General features: G+C 67.7%; 13 protein-coding genes. 3 read left to right on the forward strand and 10 right to left on the reverse strand.

What is annotated here, in order from left to right:
* Window positions 1–3: 3 nt before the first annotated feature.
* From ACH438_RS27565 to ACH438_RS27575, 3 genes are all read right to left on the reverse strand, one after another.
* Window positions 4–684, reverse strand: coding sequence for a DUF5134 domain-containing protein (locus tag ACH438_RS27565; RefSeq protein ID WP_397010233.1), 681 nt, complete (start codon window positions 682–684; stop codon window positions 4–6).
* Window positions 685–835: 151 nt separating this feature from the next.
* The gene (locus ACH438_RS27570; RefSeq protein WP_397010235.1) at window positions 836–1,564 is read right to left on the reverse strand and encodes an IclR family transcriptional regulator; all 729 of its coding nucleotides are present in this window, start codon (window positions 1,562–1,564) and stop codon (window positions 836–838) included.
* A 6-nt stretch (window positions 1,565–1,570) separates the two neighbouring features.
* Window positions 1,571–3,037 (reverse strand): APC family permease, encoded by a 1,467-nt coding sequence (locus ACH438_RS27575; RefSeq protein WP_397010237.1) that lies wholly within the window; start codon window positions 3,035–3,037, stop codon window positions 1,571–1,573.
* A gap of 239 nt (window positions 3,038–3,276) precedes the next feature.
* Here ACH438_RS27575 and ACH438_RS27580 point away from each other — a divergent pair, with 239 nt between their 5' ends.
* Complete coding sequence (locus ACH438_RS27580) at window positions 3,277–4,797, forward strand: APC family permease (protein ID WP_397010239.1); 1,521 nt, start codon at window positions 3,277–3,279, stop codon at window positions 4,795–4,797.
* Window positions 4,798–4,859: 62 nt separating this feature from the next.
* Here the strand turns inward: ACH438_RS27580 and ACH438_RS27585 are convergent, their stop codons facing one another.
* From ACH438_RS27585 to ACH438_RS27595, 3 genes are all read right to left on the reverse strand, one after another.
* Complete coding sequence (locus ACH438_RS27585) at window positions 4,860–6,701, reverse strand: hypothetical protein (RefSeq protein ID WP_397010241.1); 1,842 nt, start codon at window positions 6,699–6,701, stop codon at window positions 4,860–4,862.
* Between the two features lie 3 nt (window positions 6,702–6,704).
* A complete protein-coding gene (locus ACH438_RS27590; protein WP_397010243.1) occupies window positions 6,705–7,763 on the reverse strand; it encodes an ATP-binding protein in 1,059 nt (352 codons plus the stop codon).
* A gap of 80 nt (window positions 7,764–7,843) precedes the next feature.
* A complete protein-coding gene (locus ACH438_RS27595; RefSeq protein ID WP_397010245.1) occupies window positions 7,844–8,242 on the reverse strand; it encodes a DUF3759 domain-containing protein in 399 nt (132 codons plus the stop codon).
* A gap of 118 nt (window positions 8,243–8,360) precedes the next feature.
* On the opposite strand from ACH438_RS27595, the gene ACH438_RS27600 reads away from it, so the two are divergent.
* Entirely contained in the window at window positions 8,361–8,816 is a 456-nt protein-coding gene (locus ACH438_RS27600; RefSeq protein WP_397010247.1) for a GNAT family N-acetyltransferase, read from the forward strand.
* A gap of 3 nt (window positions 8,817–8,819) precedes the next feature.
* Here the strand turns inward: ACH438_RS27600 and ACH438_RS27605 are convergent, their stop codons facing one another.
* Complete coding sequence (locus ACH438_RS27605) at window positions 8,820–9,449, reverse strand: Pr6Pr family membrane protein (RefSeq protein ID WP_397010249.1); 630 nt, start codon at window positions 9,447–9,449, stop codon at window positions 8,820–8,822.
* A 160-nt stretch (window positions 9,450–9,609) separates the two neighbouring features.
* On the opposite strand from ACH438_RS27605, the gene hrpA reads away from it, so the two are divergent.
* Entirely contained in the window at window positions 9,610–13,767 is a 4,158-nt protein-coding gene (gene hrpA, locus ACH438_RS27610) for an ATP-dependent RNA helicase HrpA (RefSeq protein ID WP_397010251.1), read from the forward strand.
* Between the two features lie 72 nt (window positions 13,768–13,839).
* On the opposite strand, the gene nrdR is transcribed toward hrpA, so the two are convergent.
* From nrdR to ACH438_RS27625, 3 genes are all read right to left on the reverse strand, one after another.
* Window positions 13,840–14,316 carry a transcriptional regulator NrdR gene (gene nrdR / locus ACH438_RS27615; protein ID WP_397010253.1) on the reverse strand — a complete coding sequence of 159 codons (477 nt, stop codon included), beginning with the start codon at window positions 14,314–14,316 and terminating at the stop codon, window positions 13,840–13,842.
* Window positions 14,317–14,422: 106 nt separating this feature from the next.
* Window positions 14,423–15,583, reverse strand: a complete 1,161-nt coding sequence (locus tag ACH438_RS27620) for a hypothetical protein (RefSeq protein ID WP_397010255.1) — start codon at window positions 15,581–15,583, stop codon at window positions 14,423–14,425.
* 254 nt (window positions 15,584–15,837) lie between these two features.
* On the reverse strand, window positions 15,838–16,242 hold the full coding sequence (locus ACH438_RS27625) for a hypothetical protein (RefSeq protein ID WP_397010257.1): 405 nt from the start codon (window positions 16,240–16,242) through the stop codon (window positions 15,838–15,840).
* Window positions 16,243–16,413: the final 171 nt, after the last annotated feature.

The following is a 16,413-nucleotide window of genomic DNA, read 5'->3' on the forward strand; positions in this document are numbered from 1 at the left end:
CGGTTACCCCGCTACCATGGCGATCAGCATGTAGGTCATCCCCACATCCATGACCAGGTGCGGCGCCACCGCGGTCGAGCCGGCCCGGCCCGCGGGGTGCGGGAGCAGATGCCACAGCATCCGGCGGGCTCTCGGGATCAGCATGGCCAGGGCGTCCACCGCGAACAACGCCGCCAGGGCGAGCACCGGCCAGGTGGCGTGCTCCCCCATCGCGGGCATCGCGCCCATTCCGGCCATGGCGTGCGAATCCTGTTGCGCGCCGGGCACACCGATGACGTACAGCATGGCCGCGGCGGCCACCAGGTGGTAGGCGAGTGCCGCCACCCGGTGCCGTCCCGGCGACGGAGCCGCCGCCGCATCCTCTCCACCGGGCCACCGCAATACACCGCGCCACTGCAGCATCCGGCCCGCCAGCAATACCCCGTACACCACCACCATGGCCGTCAGCACACCGTGCAGGGCGCGCGGATCGGCCGCTGCCGGGAACACCAGCATCGCCAACATCACCAGGCACATGAGCAGATGTGCCGCATCCGATTCCACATCCACCGCGCGGCCGTCTCCGGCTATCGCCACGCGACCCTGTCCCACGGCCGCCAACCGGCCCACCATGATCACCGCGACCGCCCCGAACGCCGCCACCACACACCATCGCAACAGGCTGTATTCCTGCACGAATACCACCGGGACCCACCACCTCTCCGCACAGTGACCGAACTCCTCGAGGATCAATGTTCGCACCGCTCTCATGCTCGCATTGCCGCGACGGCCGGTAACTGCCTTTTCCCTGCCTCTCACCGCCACTGGCGGCGCACCCGGAAGCGCGGCAAAGAATTCAGTAGAGCAGTGGCCCGAGCCGGGCCGCGCAGTCGCGGGCGGTGTCGCGGTGGGTTTCCAGTACGCTCAGCCGATTACTGGGTCCGCTGAGGCAGAGCGCGCCCGCGAGGGTGCCGGACGATTTGTACACGGGCAGTGCGAGACACGCGATCCCGGGCACGAGTTCGTCCGCGGCCCTGGCGTATCCGGCCTCACGAATGGATTGCAGATCGGTAGCCAGCGCCGCGTGATCGATCTTGGTGCGCGCGGCGATCCGCGCCGGGGCCGCCACCATGGCCCGCCATTCGGTATGCGAGGACAACAGCAGTTTGCCCGCCGCCGACGCGTGCAGATGCCGCGCCAGCTCCCGCTCCCCCGGGATCGGATGATCGGGATCCTCGTTGATCACCTGGATCGCGGCGGGCCGGAAGTTCATGAGGTGCACGGCGAATCGGGTCGAGGCCCGGAAGTCGTCGAGCAATGCGCGCGCCGTCGTCGGCACGGCCGGAACGGTGATGGCCGCGGCCAGCCCGCGCAACCGGGCCCCGAGCGCGAACCCGCGCAGATCGGCGGTCCGCACCAGATATTCGTCGGCCACCAGGGAATTGAGCAGCCGATAGGTGGTGGCCGGGGCCAGCCCGAGCCGCTCGGCGATCTCCTTGGCGGTGACCCCGGTCCCGGAGTCCGCGACGGTTTCGAGTATGGCGATCGAGTTGGTGACGGTGTTCGTGCGCCGGGAATCCTTCATGCGCGGCTACCGGAAGACCGGGCTCTGCAGCAGATCCGCGTGCTGCGGCTCGTCGTATATTCCGATGCCGCGCAAGCGATCCGGCGCGAAGACCCGCAAGCCGATCGTGAAGAGCACCGAAGCCAGCAGTACGGCCGCGTACACCGTCACCAGCACCGCATTACCGCTCTGGGTCGAACAGGCGGCCGCGATCATCAGAATGCCGAGCAGTATCGCCGTCACGGTGCCGAGAATCGTTATCCTCCTGCTGGATTCGCCTATGCGCCGGAGCAGCGCGGGTCCGGCCAGGCAGGCCGGTAGATAGGAACCCAGGTAGCCGAGGGCGCTCAAGGTGAGAAACGACCGGATCCCGTCCTGCGGTTCGGCTCCCGACAGCAGGTAGACGACGGCGCACCCGGTGACCACGCCCACCGCCGCCACAATGGCGGGCGCGGGCGTGTGGAAGCGCGGATGCGCCCGCCCGGCCGCCGCCGGTGCGATGCCCTCCCGCCCCATGGTGAACAGCACTCGCACCAGCGCATTGAGGGAGGCGACCGTGCACGCGAAGAACGAGGCCGCCACGCCCAGATCCAGCACGGCCCCGAGAACCCGCGAATTGTCCTGCAGCAGCAGCTCGGCGACGGGCGTCGAACTATTGGCCGCACCCGGATCGGCCGCCAAGGCCACGGCCTGCGCGGACACGGCGATCAGATAGATGACGGCCGCGGCCACCGGTGTCCACATCAGCGTCCGGGGCACCGACCGGAACGGCCGATGCGCCTCCGCGGACAGTGTTGTCGCACTCTCGAATCCGACGAACGCACTGATCGCCACGACCGCGCTCATGGCCAGATTGCCGGTCCCACCGTGCCACGCGAACGCGCGCCCCGCGGTGAGGTCGTGCCCGCCACGGGTCAGCAGATACCCCATGAGTCCCAGCACCGTGACCACCGAAACGCATTCCACCAGCAGTGTCGCCGAGGCCGAGAGCCGAATCCCGCGCACCATCAGCACCACCGCGATGACCGCCGCCACCAGCAACAGCCCGACGATGGTGGCCGTCCCGCCGAATCCGCCGATCCCCGCGGTGACCGCGATCTGATCGAGGTAGGTGCCGACCGCGATCAGCCCGGCCACGCTCACACTGCCGTACCCGACAATGGCCGACCACCCGACCGGCACCGCGACCGCGGGCCCCAGCCCCTGCGCCACGTAGGTGTACAGCCCGCCGGTCACCGCGAGCCGCTGCGCCATGGGCCGGATGACCAGGGCCACGCCCCAGGCCAGCAGCGCCGCGGCGAGAAACGCCGCCACACTCGCCCCGCCGCCCGCCGCGCCGATCACGAAGGCCGGTGTCACCGCGGCGGTCCCGGAGGGCGCGATGGCTGCCACGGATTGCGCGAAGACGGGCACGAAAGGCAGTTCCCGCCGGGTCAATCCGCGTATCGAGGAGCGCCGGACCACCATCGGTGGGCTCGGCGGGGCCGATGTCATCCGCGCACGCCTTTCTCTCGCCATGGATTGCCACAGGGTGCTGGACCGGTATTTCGCCGACGTAAACTCCGGTAACGAAGAGTTGTCCCTGCTCGAGACGAACATCTCCGCTGTTTCTCGCCGGCGGTCACCGTCGCACGCCGTCCGTGTTTACAGGCCGCCGATAGCGTTCCGCCCCATCGGAAGTGAACCCGCCACCCGGTTTTTCCCTGGTGGCGGGCTGCAAGAGGGATGGATAGATGACCCAGCAGATAGAACGCCCAGACACCGCCTCGCCGCCCGCCGCGGCGGAGGCCGAAACCGTCCACCGGCTGAAGCCCAATGCGATCGGCCTGGTCGGCGTGGTGTTCATGGCCATCGCCACCGCGGCCCCGATCACCGCCATGACCGGCAATGTGCCGTTCATGATCTCGGCGGGCACCGGCACCGGCACGCCCGCGGCGTTCCTCATCGCCATGGTGGTGCTGGCGGTGTTCTCGGTGGGCTTCACCACCATGTCCAAGCACATCACCGCGACGGGCGCCTTCTACGGGTTCATCTCGTTCGGGCTGGGCCGGTCGGCGGGTCTGGCGTCGGGCCTGCTGGCGACCTTCGCGTACATGGTGTTCGAGGGTTCGCTGGTCGGCATCTTCTCCAGCTTCGGCACGAATACCGTTGCGGCACAGTTCGGTGTGCACGTGCCGTGGTGGGTGTTCGCGATCATCATGCTGTCCATCAATGCGGTCGGCACCTGGTTCGGCGTAGCCGTCGCGGAGAAGCTGCTGGTGGTGCTGCTGGGCACGGAATGCCTGGTGCTGGCCATCATGGGTATCGCGGTGGCACTGCACGGCGGTGGGCCGCACGGCTTCTCCTTCGCGCCGCTCAACCCGATCAATGCCTTCACCGGGCCGTCCGCCGGCCTGGGCCTGTTCTTCGCCTTCTGGTCGTGGGTCGGTTTCGAATCGACGGCCATGTACGGCGAGGAGTCCCGCGACCCCAAGCGCATCATCCCGAAGGCCACCATGATCGCCGTCATCGGCGTGGGCGTGTTCTACGTGTTCGTGTCCTGGATGGCCATGTCCGGCAATGGAATCGGCGAATCGAAGGATCTGGCCGGCTCCGCCAACCCGATGGACGTCTTCTTCCACCCCACCCAGACCTACGTCGGTCACTGGGCCGTGAGCGCCATGCAGTGGCTCATGATGACCGGATCTCTGGCCTGCGGCATGGCCTTCCACAACTGCGCCGCCCGCTACCTGTACGCCCTCGGCCGGGAAGGCGTGTTCCCGGTGCTGAAGCGCACTGTCGGCCGCACCCACCCCGGGCACGGCTCCCCGCACATCGCCGGGCTGGTGCAGTCGGTCGTCGCAGTCCTGCTGGTGGCCGGTTTCGGCCTGGCCGGAAAGGATCCCTACACCGGCACGTACACCCTGCTCGCCATCCTCGGCACCATGGCCATCCTGGTGGTCCAGGCCGCCTGTTCCTTCGCGGTGCTGAACTACTTCCGCAAGAACCACCCCGAAACCCGCCACTGGTTCCGAACCTTCCTGGCGCCGCTGCTCGGTGGCCTGGCCATGATCGGTGTGGTCCTGCTGCTGGTCCTCAATATGGGTACCGCGGCCGGTGACGAATCCAGCTCCCTGATCCTCAAGGCCACCCCCTGGCTGGTGGCCGCAATCGCCATCGGCGGCTTCGGTTTCGCCGAATACCTGAAGCGCCGCTCCCCCGACCGCTATGCCCTGCTGGGCCGCACAGTCCTGGAGGAAACACACGAACGCTGAATCCTCCAACCCGACAGGGCCGTTCCGGAACCTCCTCATCCCGGAACGGCCCTGTCGGCGTTTCAGCACATGCGGAAGACCGGGCCGCGCGGACGGAAAGGCAGGCTCGCGCCGGCGGGAGTCAGATAGGCGTGTTCGTGGCGGATGCGGAGGACGTCGCACATGCCGTCGGTGATGATGAGAATAGGGCCATCGGCCGGAAAATCCTCGGCGCGTTCGAGCATGCGAATGCCCGGTTGCAGGGTGGTGCCGCCACGCCCGCGGACCCGCACCCGGGCGGCGATATCGTCCACGGGGAGGTAGCCCGCGTCGTAAGCGGCTGCGTCACAGAAGATCACGCGGGCGCTGGGCACGTCACGAGCCCGCGCATAGGCGGCGATGGCGCCCAGGCCCTTGCCCATCAGTTCGGCAGACATGGAGCCGGAGGTATCCAGGACCACACCGAAAGTGGGCAGCCGGACCGACTCGTCGGGGCGATGCCAGGCGGGACGCGGGATGTCCGGCGTGGAGGATTGACGACGTGAGGCACGAGCGTAGGTGCGGCGCTTCTCCACTGCCGGGACGTGCTCGTCGAACCATTGGGCCAGTTGGGCATCCCACGGCAGCGCGGGCTGATCGAGCGCGCGGATCTCCTGTTCCAGACCGGCCGGGAGCAGACCGCGGCCACTCGACAGGTGATACGCCAAGCCCGTCGACAAGGCGCCGCGATAGTAGTCGTCCAGGTCGACATAGCGGCCCGGAGCACCGGTGTGCGGCAATGGTTCGCCGAAGATGTCGGACTTGCCGCGACCGCGCAGCGTGGCGAGTTTGCGCAGGCGGCGCAGGTCACCGGAAATGCGATCGTAGATCTGTTCGGCGGACAGGCCTTTCAGCTCCGGGTCGTACAGCAATCCCTCGGGGAGTTCGCCCACGCCCATTTCGACCAGCCAGCCATTGACCACGTAATCGCAGGCCACATTGAATAGATAGTGGTCGCGCCAGCCGGCGCGCTCGCCGTGCCGCAATGCGGCGTGCAGCATTTCGTGGCCGAGCACGAAACGCCATTCCTCATCGGTGAGACCCGCGAACGGGTTGATATAGATCTCCGCCGCCTCGGCATTCACGGCGGCGATGGAAATATCCCAGCCCCGAGCCACTTCCGCGTCGGCGACGAGCTTCATTCCGGCCGCCAGCGCACCCAGCAGCGGGTAGGAGGAGACGAACCAGTTGAGCGCGCGATCCCACACGCGCGGCACCTTCGCCGCACCACGCGTGACGTCACGGCCCGCCTCGGCGAGCGCGTCCCGGGCGGCCTCGCCGACACCGGTCGCGAACTTGGTGCGGTGGTCGGCCTGCTTGGCCATGGCGGCATCGCCGATCACGAAGTCGGGGAACTCGTGCCGGCGGTATTCGTCCGGGATGGCGCTGTCCCACCAGCGTTCGGCCAGTGCGAGTTCCGCCGTGCCACCCGGCGCGTCCGGTAATGCTTCGGGCGGGCGGCCGATCTTCAGCGTCAGCAGGTACTGGTCGATGAGGGCGCAACAGGCCGCCCGATAGGCCGGATGCGGTTGAAAAGGGAAGGTCAGCCAACTGGGCGTGTAGGTGTTCGGCTCGATCGCACGCTCCGGCACTGCACGCGGGTCGAGGTGACCGAATCCCGCGTGCAGCAGCAGGTGCGCGAAGGTCCACGCCCAGTCCTCCGCGGAAGCACGCGTTTTCGGGTTGAAGTGGATCGTGCCGTACGCGGAGATCACCGCCGGAATTTCGGACGGCAGCTCGCCATCGGCCGCCAAGAGCCCGTGGTAGTGCCCGTTGTGCATGCGCCGGAAGATCGGATGATCACGCACGATCGCCCACCCGTTGTCCCGGTTCTCCGCCCACGGATCGGATTTCGTGCGGCGCTTACGCGTCTGCCGTCCCGCCATCGCTCACCTCCGCGCGGCGAGCCGCGGCAGATCGCGGGTGACCTCCACCAGGAACCAGGACGGCAGCACCGGCGCCCCGTCCTCGTCGGAGGCGATGACCAGCTGCGCGCACTCCACGGAGATCTCGGCCAGCTCGGTCAGCATGGTCTTCGCCCGCAGCACAAAGCGTTTCACCCCGGCCGAAACATGCTCGCGAGAAGCAGGCAGCTCCTTCACCAGCCGGGCACGGAACGTTTCGGACAGGAAATACAGCAGATCGCGGTCGCCGGGATCGCGCGGCCAGGCCGCGTCGCCCTTGATGACCGCTTCCAGGTCGAAGGCGTGCCGCACCGTCTTGACGTAGGCGCGGAACGCGGAAGCGTGTGCGGTGGTGAGGGTTCCGGACGCCACCACCCACAGGGTCGTGTCGTCGATGCCCTCCCCGTAGGAGTGCAGTGCGTCGGAGAGCATGTGCCACCCGCGCGGCGTCGAGAACGGCTGCTCGGTCTTGGGCGGCGCCGACCACAGGTGATCCGGCCGCTGCACGATGTACTCCACCACCCAGCGGTGAATGTCATTGTGCGCGGCCCACTTCAGCCAGTCGTCCACGTCGGCGCGCAGATGCATGTGCACCATGCGGTTCACCAGCGCCGACGCCATCGGCCGGGCCAGGGCGTTGTCGGTGGCCCGGTTCCCCGCCCCGATCACCACCGATCCGGCGGGCAGTTCATAGTTTCCGACCCGCCGATCGAGGATGAGCGAGTAGAACGACTTCTGCACCTCGGCGGGCGCCGCGTTCAATTCATCGAGGAAGAGGCAGTACGGCTCCGAGCGCGCGATCATCTCGGGCGGCGCGAACCGGCTCCGATCCTCGACGATCTGCGGTACCCCGATCAGATCCTCCGGCGCCAGCTGCGTGCCCAGCAGGGTCACGCATTCCAGCCCGAGTCCCTCGGCGAACCCGCGCACGAGTGAACTCTTGCCGATTCCGGGCGCCCCCCACAGAAATACCGGACGCACGACCGCGACATGCAGCAGCAACTCCGGCAACTGATCCGGGGTCACCGAGACAGTCGCTTCCAAACGTGTCCTTCCTAGCTGTTGATATCAGTCAAGGCTAGGCAGGCACGTCATCGGCAATCCACTGATTTTCGGCCGGCGGGTCAGTAGCCCTGGGGGTAGTAGGGCTGGCCCTGCTGCGGGTAGTACTGCTGTTCGCGCAGGTACTGGGCCTGCTGCGGCGGGTAGTACTGGCCGTACTGCTGGTCGTACAGGTACTGGGCCTGCTGCGCGGCCTGCTGGCGGGCCTGTTCCTGTTCCAGGTGGTTCAGGCGGCGGTTCTCGAAGTGCTTGTCGACCTCGGCGCACGCGAAGCCGGCGATGAGTTCCTTGCCGAGTTCGTGATGCTCCTGGATGCCCTCGCGCTCGCGGTGATGCTCGTACATGCGCATGGCCTCGAAACCGGCTGCGCCCGCGATGAGTTCGTGCGTCCAGTTGTTCTCCGGCGCCTGCCCGCCGTAGACCTGGTTGTGCTGTGACTCGAACATGTCGAAGAGTCCCATCGGGCCCTTCCCCTTTTCTCCCTGCAGATACTGACGAAATCGACAGTACCGGTGGAACTCTCGCCCGAACCCGGTCCTCAGCAACCTCTCGAGCAATGGGGGCGATAGCCTCGGCGGCATGCGCATCGTTCTCGACGACCTCACCGGACCGGATGTGATCGCCCTGCTCGAGGCCCATGTGGCCGAGATGTACGACACCTCGCCGGAGGAGAGCGTGCACGCCTTCGACCTCGACCGGCTGCGCAAACCGGACATCACCTTCTGGTCGGTGTGGGACAAGGACGAGCTGGCCGGGTGCGGGGCCCTGAAGGAACTGGACCCACAGCACGGCGAGATCAAGTCCATGCGGACCACCACCGCCCGGCAAGGCCGCGGCGTGGCCGCATTACTGTTGGCGCACATCATCGAAACGGCCCGGGAGCGCGGATACGAGCGACTGCACCTGGAGACCGGCGCCGAGGAGTTCTTTCTGCCCGCCGTACGACTGTATGAGCGGCACGGATTCACCCGGTCCGGCCCGTTCGCGGACTACACCGAGGATCCGAACAGCGTGTTCATGACACTGGCCCTCTGAATATCAGGCTCGCGCAACGGCTCTGGGGACCAGGCCGTTCAAGCCTGCCACCAAGGCGGCCAGCACCGCGAACACGACGGCCATCAACGCCAGTCCGCCGAACAGTGACGGGTAGCCCTGGCTGCGCGGATCGATGAACGGGTACGGATACCAGTCCACCAGCGGTCCCCGCAGCAAGGTGTAGGCGCCGTAGACGAGTGGATAGATCAGCCAGCCCAGCACCACCCCGACGGTGAGCTTGATCCCGGGAGCGGCCACCAGCAACCAGTCGGCCACCATCACGATGGGCTGGATCCGGTGCAGCGCGTCATTGGTGAGCCGATCGGTCAGCATGACATCGATATGCGCGAGCAACACCGCGTAGATGATGCCGGTGATGACCAGGTAGAGCGTGCTCGCGCCGCGCACCAGCTGCCAGCGCCGGCTCTGCGGATCGCGGAACCCGCCGACCAGCAGCACCACCACGGCCAGCATGTTCGACTGGATGGTGAAGTAGCTGAAGTAGTTGCCGTATGAGTACTGCGCATTGCCGAGGTTGCTCAGCGGGATCCAGCTCAGCGCCACGACCCCCATCACTCCGAACCCGATGCGCAGCGCGCGAATCCATCCCGGCGTTCCACCTCGTGCGGCCATGGGCCGATATTCGCACGGAAAACGGCCGGAATGCGGACGATACGCCGATCGAGCACACTCCCGGCAAGCGCGGCCATGCCTGGGCGGCGCCCGGTGAGATCGGTATCGCAGCACCGCGGCGACCGGCCCGGAGCAGCCTTTCGCTAGGCTTGACGGTGCAATGACCAGGACCGCCGCCACCTTTCGCGAGCTTCGTTCCCGCCTGGCCGATCTCTCGATCCGCGACGAGTACCGACTGCGTCGCCGGCTCGACAAGGCCCGCGGCGGCGATCTCACCGATCTCGAGACAGAGATCGACGCCGCCCGGCAACGGGTGGAGAACCGCCGTACCGCCGTACCCGTCATCCGGTATCCGGAGCAGTTGCCGGTCTCCGTGCGCCGCGACGATATCGCCAAGGCCATCGCCGAGCACCAGGTCGTGATCGTGGCCGGTGAGACCGGCTCCGGCAAGACCACGCAGCTACCCAAGATCTGCCTGGAACTGGGCCGCGGCATCCGCGGCACCATCGGCCACACCCAGCCGCGGCGACTGGCCGCGCGCACGGTGGCCGAGCGCATTGCCGAGGAGCTGGACACCGAACTCGGCGATGTCGTCGGCTATACGGTCCGGTTCACCGATCAGGCCTCGGATCGCACGCTGGTCAAGCTCATGACCGACGGCATCCTGCTGGCCGAGATCCAGCGCGACCGGATGCTGCGCCGCTACGACACGATCATCATCGACGAGGCGCACGAACGCAGTCTCAATATCGACTTCCTGCTCGGCTATCTGAAGCAGCTGCTGCCGAAGCGGCCGGATCTGAAGCTGGTCATCACCTCCGCGACCATCGATCCGGAGCTGTTCGCCCGGCACTTCAGCGATGAGAACGGCACGCCCGCACCGATTGTGGAGGTGTCGGGGCGGTCGTATCCGGTGGAGATCCGGTATCGGCCACTGTCGCTGGAGATCCCGGTCGCGGCCGAGGATCCCGAGGACGAGGACACCCGGGTGGTGGACCGCGATCCCACCGATGCCATCGGGGATGCGGTGCGCGAACTGTTCGCCGAGGGCGACGGGGACATTCTGGTGTTCCTGTCCGGTGAACGCGAGATCCGGGATACCGCGGACTCCCTGCGCGATATGAAACTGGCGCGCACCGAGATTCTGCCGCTGTACGCGCGACTCTCGGCGGCGGAGCAGCACAAGGTGTTCAGCGCGCACACCGGGCGGCGCGTGGTGCTCGCCACCAATGTCGCGGAGACCTCGCTCACCGTGCCCGGCATCCGGTATGTGATCGACCCTGGTACGGCGCGTATTTCGCGGTATTCCATGCGCACCAAGGTGCAGCGGCTGCCGATCGAATCGATTTCACAGGCGTCGGCGCGGCAGCGGTCGGGGCGTTGTGGCCGTGTGGCGGACGGTATCGCCATCCGGTTGTACGCCGAGGACGACTTCGAATCGCGGCCGCAGTTCACCGAACCGGAGATCCTGCGCACCAATCTGGCCGCGGTCATCCTGCAGATGACGGCGCTGGGGCTCGGTGATATCGAGAGCTTCCCGTTCGTGGAGGCCCCCGACGGCCGGGCCATTCGCGACGGCATCGCATTGCTCGAGGAGCTGGGCGCGCTGGCCCGCCGCGCCGAGGGCGAGACCGGCACCATCCCCGACGCCGGTCTGGTCCTCACGCCCATCGGCCGCGAAATGGCTCAGCTACCGGTGGATCCGCGCATGGCGCGCATGCTGGTCGAGGCGAACCGCACCGGCTGCCTGCCCGAGGTATTGATCATCGTCGCGGCGCTGTCCATCCAGGATGTCCGCGAACGACCCGTCGAACACCAGCAGGCCGCCGACACCAAACACGCCCGCTTCACCGTCGACGGCTCCGACTTCCTGGCCTACCTGAAGCTCTGGGACTACCTCCGGGAACAGCGCAACGCGCTGTCCTCCAACCAGTTCCGCCGCCTCTGCCGCGACGAGTTCCTGCACTACCTCCGCATCCGCGAATGGCAGGACCTGCACGGCCAGCTCAGAACCATCACCCGCGGCCTGGGCTGGAATACCGACGCGGCCGGCGACGACAGCCGTGGTGGCGGAAACGCCGACAGCACAACGGAATCGATCGGCGCCAAGATCAACACCCGCGGCGGCCGCTCCCAGCGAGGTGGAAACTCCTCCGGCGCAGCGAGCGACTCCGCCGGAAGCAGGAGCGGCCGTGCGGATCGTTCCGCGGTGTCGGCGGTGCTCGAGGCGGCGGATGGGGCCTTGCCGTGGGACACTACGTCCATTCATCAGGCGCTGCTCGCGGGAATGTTGTCGCATATCGGAGTGCGCGAGGCCGAGAGCCGGGAGTTCCTGGGCGCACGGAATGCGAAGTTCATGATCTTCCCGGGGTCGTCGCTGGCCAAGAAGCCACCGCGGTGGGTGATGGCGGCCGAGTTGGTGGAGACGTCCCGGCTGTGGGGGCGGATGGCGGCTCGGGTAGAGCCCGAGTGGGCGGAGCGGCTGGCCGGGGATCTGGTCAAACGTACTTATTCCGAACCGCATTGGTCGTCGAAGCGTGGCGCGGCGCTCGCCTACGAGCGGGTGACGTTGTACGGGATTCCGCTGGTCACGCAGCGGCGGGTGGACTTCGGGCGGATCGATCCGGAGATGGCCCGGGAGCTGTTCATCCGGCACGCACTGGTGCAGGGTGAGTGGCAGACGCGGCACCAGTTCTTCGAGCGCAATCGCGAATTGCTGGAGGATGTGGCCGATCTGGAGCATCGGGCCCGGCGCCGCGACATCCTCGTCGACGATCAGGTGCTGTTCGACTTCTACGACAAGCGCATTCCCGCCGATGTGGTGTCGGTCCGGCACTTCGACAGCTGGTGGAAGAAGACGCAGCGCGCGGATCCGAACCTGCTCGACTTCACCTCCTCGACGGTGGTGAACGACGATGCCGCCCTGCTGGATCCGACCGCCTACCCGGACAGCTGGCGGCAGGGCGAGCTGACCTTCCCGCTCACCTACCAATTCGAACCCGGTCAGGCCGATGACGGTGTGACCGTGCACATTCCGGTGGCGCAGCTCGCGCACGTGCGGGACGTCGGCTTCGACTGGCTGGTGCCCGGCATGCGCGAGGAACTCGCGACGGCCCTCATCAAGACGCTGCCGAAGCAGTTGCGCCGCTTGGTCGTTCCCGCACCCGATTTCGCCCAGGCGGCGCTGGCCCAGCTCACGCCTCGCGCGGAACCGCTACGCACCGGCCTGGCCCGCGAATTGTCGCGGCTCGGATCGGTGACCATCACCGCGGCCCAGCTGGATCCGGCGGGACTGCCCGACCATCTGCGCATGACCTACGCCGCGACCGACCCGTCCGGCGCCCTGGTAGCGCGCAGCAAGAGCCTGGCCGAGCTGAAAGCCGAGCTGGCGGAGCAGGTTTCCAAGTCGGTGGCCCGCGCCAACAATGCCGCCGAACGCCCCGCGGCCACGGTCTGGACCTCCGAATCGCTGGGCACCCTGGAATCCTCGGTGAAACGGCAGGTCGGCGGGCAGACCATTACCGGCTATCCGGCGCTGGTCGCGGAGCCGGAAGGTGTTGCGGTGCGGGTGCTCAGCTCCCCCGCCCAGCAGGCCACGGCCATGCGCACCGGCACCCGCACGTTGCTGCTCGGCGCCTTGCCGGGCAATACCCGCGCCGTCACGGCCGGGTTGCCGCCGCAGGATCGTCTTGCGCTGAGCCAGAATCCGTACGGTTCGCTGGACGCGCTGGTCGAGGACTGCCGCGCCTGCGCCGCCGACGAGCTCATTGCCGCGAACGGCGGGCCCGTGCGCAGTCCGGAACAGTTCCGCACGCTGGTCGAGAAGGTCCGGCCCGGGTTCACCACGGCCGTGGCGAATATCGTCCGCGCGGTGGTGCCGGTACTGGCCGAGGCGCATCGGGTGCGTGCGGCGCTGGCCGAGAGCCGGGACCGCGAGGCCGCCGACGATGTCACGCATCAGCTCGACGACCTGGTGTTCCCCGGCTTCATCGCCGAATGGGGCAGTGTGCGACTGCGGGAACTCCCGCGCTATCTGGAGGCCGCGCGCCTGCGACTGGAGGCATTGCCCGCGGCCGCCAATCGCGATCGTCAGGGCATGATCGAACTCGACCGCGTGCACGCCGCCTACGACAAGCTCGTCGACGCGCTGCCCGAGGCGCGCAAGGGCGGCCGGGACATCATCGAAATCTGGTGGATGATCGAGGAATTGCGGGTGAGCCTGTTCGCGCAGCAGCTCGGCACGCCGTATCCGATCTCCGCCAAGCGCATCGAGAAGGCCATGGACACCGCGCGCCGGCCACCCCAGCGACGCCGCTGACCGGATAAGAGCCGGTCCGGATAGCTGTTGTCGTACAACAACTATCCGGACCGGCAAGTCGGGGTGGTGCGGTTATTCGGCGACCGCGCCGACCGCGTGCTCGGCGCGGTGCTTGCGCAATTCGGCGATCTCGTGCTCGAAATCCTCGGCGGAACTGAAGGATCGGTAGACCGAGGCGAAACGCAGGTAGGCCACCTCGTCGAGATCGCGCAGCGGGCCGAGAATGGCCAGGCCCACCTCGTGGCTCGGCACCTCGGGGGAACCCTTGGCGCGCACCGCATCCTCGACCTGCTGGGCGAGCAGCATGAGCGCGTCGTCATCGACCTCGCGGCCCTGGCAGGCGCGGCGGACGCCGCGAATGACCTTTTCGCGACTGAACGGCTCACTCACACCGGAGCGTTTGACCACCGATAGGATCGCGGTTTCCACCGTACTGAAGCGGCGCCCACACTCCGGGCAGGCACGTCGCCTCCTGATGGCGGTGCCTTCCTCTGCTTCACGCGAGTCGACCACCCTGGAATCCGGGTGGCGACAGTACGGGCAATGCATCCGGGATCCTTTGTCGATGCGTGGGCTCCACAAAAACCTCGAGCAATCTCGAGGATACCCGTCCGGCCGCAGAAAGGGTGCGGCCGCCCGGGTTACCGGCCCCCGATCAGGCCGTCAGCTGCCATCCGGTGGCGAGGTCGGCCAGCAGATCCGGCAGCCGCACGAGCAGCCGGCCCTCGGCGAGCTTGGCCGAGAAGGGCTCCGCCAGAACAGGTCTCGCGACGGCCGGATTCCCGCACAGCTCGAGGTAGCGCGGCAGCAGGTCGTGAGTGATGTAGTTCCAGCGGGTATCACGATCGGCCCAGTCGAAGTCGGGCAGTGGCAGGCGCAATGACATGGTGCCGGCGGTGAGCGTGGTGGGCGCGAAGACGCCGGGCGCCCGGACGCCGGGTACCGCGGCCTTGCCGGCGATGGTGCTGACATAGGTCATCACCCGGCCCATATCGCCGCGGCCGCGGGCGGTGACGTCCCACTGGTCGGCGATGATCTGGTTCTGCTCGCGATCGGTCATGCGCAGCGCCGCGTCGTTCAGCCCCCAGGGTGTGCCGGCGGCGATCTCGCGCCAGGCGGTGATGGCATTGTCGTCGAGGACACCGGCCCGGTACATCTCCTCGACCCCGGCCAGGCCCGCGGCGGCGTACGCCTCGTGCATGGGCACCTGGTCGATGAAGATGTGCTTCTGCATGATCATGAGCCGGGTCTGGTACCAGCTCAGATCGGCCGCGGTGAGCCGCTCGCCCGCGGTGCCGAGCAGCCGGATATCGCCGGGCAGCTGATTCAGCAGGTCCGGCGGCGTGCCGCGCAGCAGATCGGACACCGTGCCGCCCAGCTGGTGAATGCCGGGCACGCTGACGATCGAGGCGACATCGCTCATATCGAAGAAGCCCGAGGCGAACGACCCGCCCGCCAGCCCGGCCAGGCCGGTCCAGTAGTAGTCCGGGTGCGCATTGTTCAGCCGCAGATAGTTCACATAGACCTGGGTGAACGTGCCGGAGTTCGCGGCCACGCCGCGGCGCGGATCCCACGCGGCCAGATCGATATCCGCATTGCGGGTGGCGACGACCAGCCAGTACTGGTGCAGCAGGGTGGCGTAGCGCCGCGGTGCGACGCCGGCCGCTCGTGCCTCGTCCAGTGCCGTGCCGAGTTCGCCGGCATCCAGCGGCAGCGCGGGGTTCAGACCGCCGCCACCGGATCCGTCGCCATTGATCGACGGCAGATCCAGGTATGCGGCATAGGCGGATTCGGCGTGCGCCGCCGGAACCGACATCAGCCCGAGGGTGAGGACGATGCCCAGTCCGGCCGTGCGGACGATCCCCCTGAATGCCGCCGTCCGCGTTCGCCGCTGTGATCCGCCGCTACCGTGCGCCATGGCGCCCCCTGTCGAGATGTTCGCCCAGGCCGCCGAGATGTTGCCTGGATCACTCGGGACGGTAGCAACGCGTTTCAGTTTTCAATCTGCATATTCGGCCAAACCCCTGGCCGACCGGCACAACCGGGCGCCGGGACAACCCCGCAGCAGCGTCAGCGCGCGGGCGACATCTGCACGACGGGCGCGGTCTGGGAATCGAAGTTCCCGGCACGCAGCTGGGCGAGGCCGATGAGGCCGGCCACGGCGAGCGCGCTGACGAGGGCGGTGACGGCGAGGGCGGCGAAGCCGACCTGGGCGCGCTGCACCCGGGTCAGCGGATGCCGGCCGTGCGCGCGGGTGGCGACACGTCGTTCGACGACGTGGACGCGGCCGGCCCGGGCCCGGTCGCGAGGGACCGGCTGCAGCCGCGCCCGGCAGGCGCGCTGTTCGAGTACGGGACGACGGGGTACGCGGGTGGCGACGGGCGCGGGGAGCCGACCGTTCCGGATCTCGACAGGGATGCTGTCGAACCCGAGATCGGTTCCGAGCGTTTCGGTTTCGTTGACCACAGTGCGCATCGAACATACCTCCAAGGTGGACTGACCGGATGATGCTGGACGACTGACTCGCTCATGTGTTCGAAGAACTGATGTTCGAATTACTACCACGCCCCACCGACAATGTCACCGACATCCGCGACATGCGTCGAACAGATGTTTGATCACAGGCGTCACACGGTCTACAGTCGA

The organism is Nocardia sp. NPDC020380, from assembly GCF_044386975.1.
Lineage (GTDB): Bacteria > Actinomycetota > Actinomycetes > Mycobacteriales > Mycobacteriaceae > Nocardia.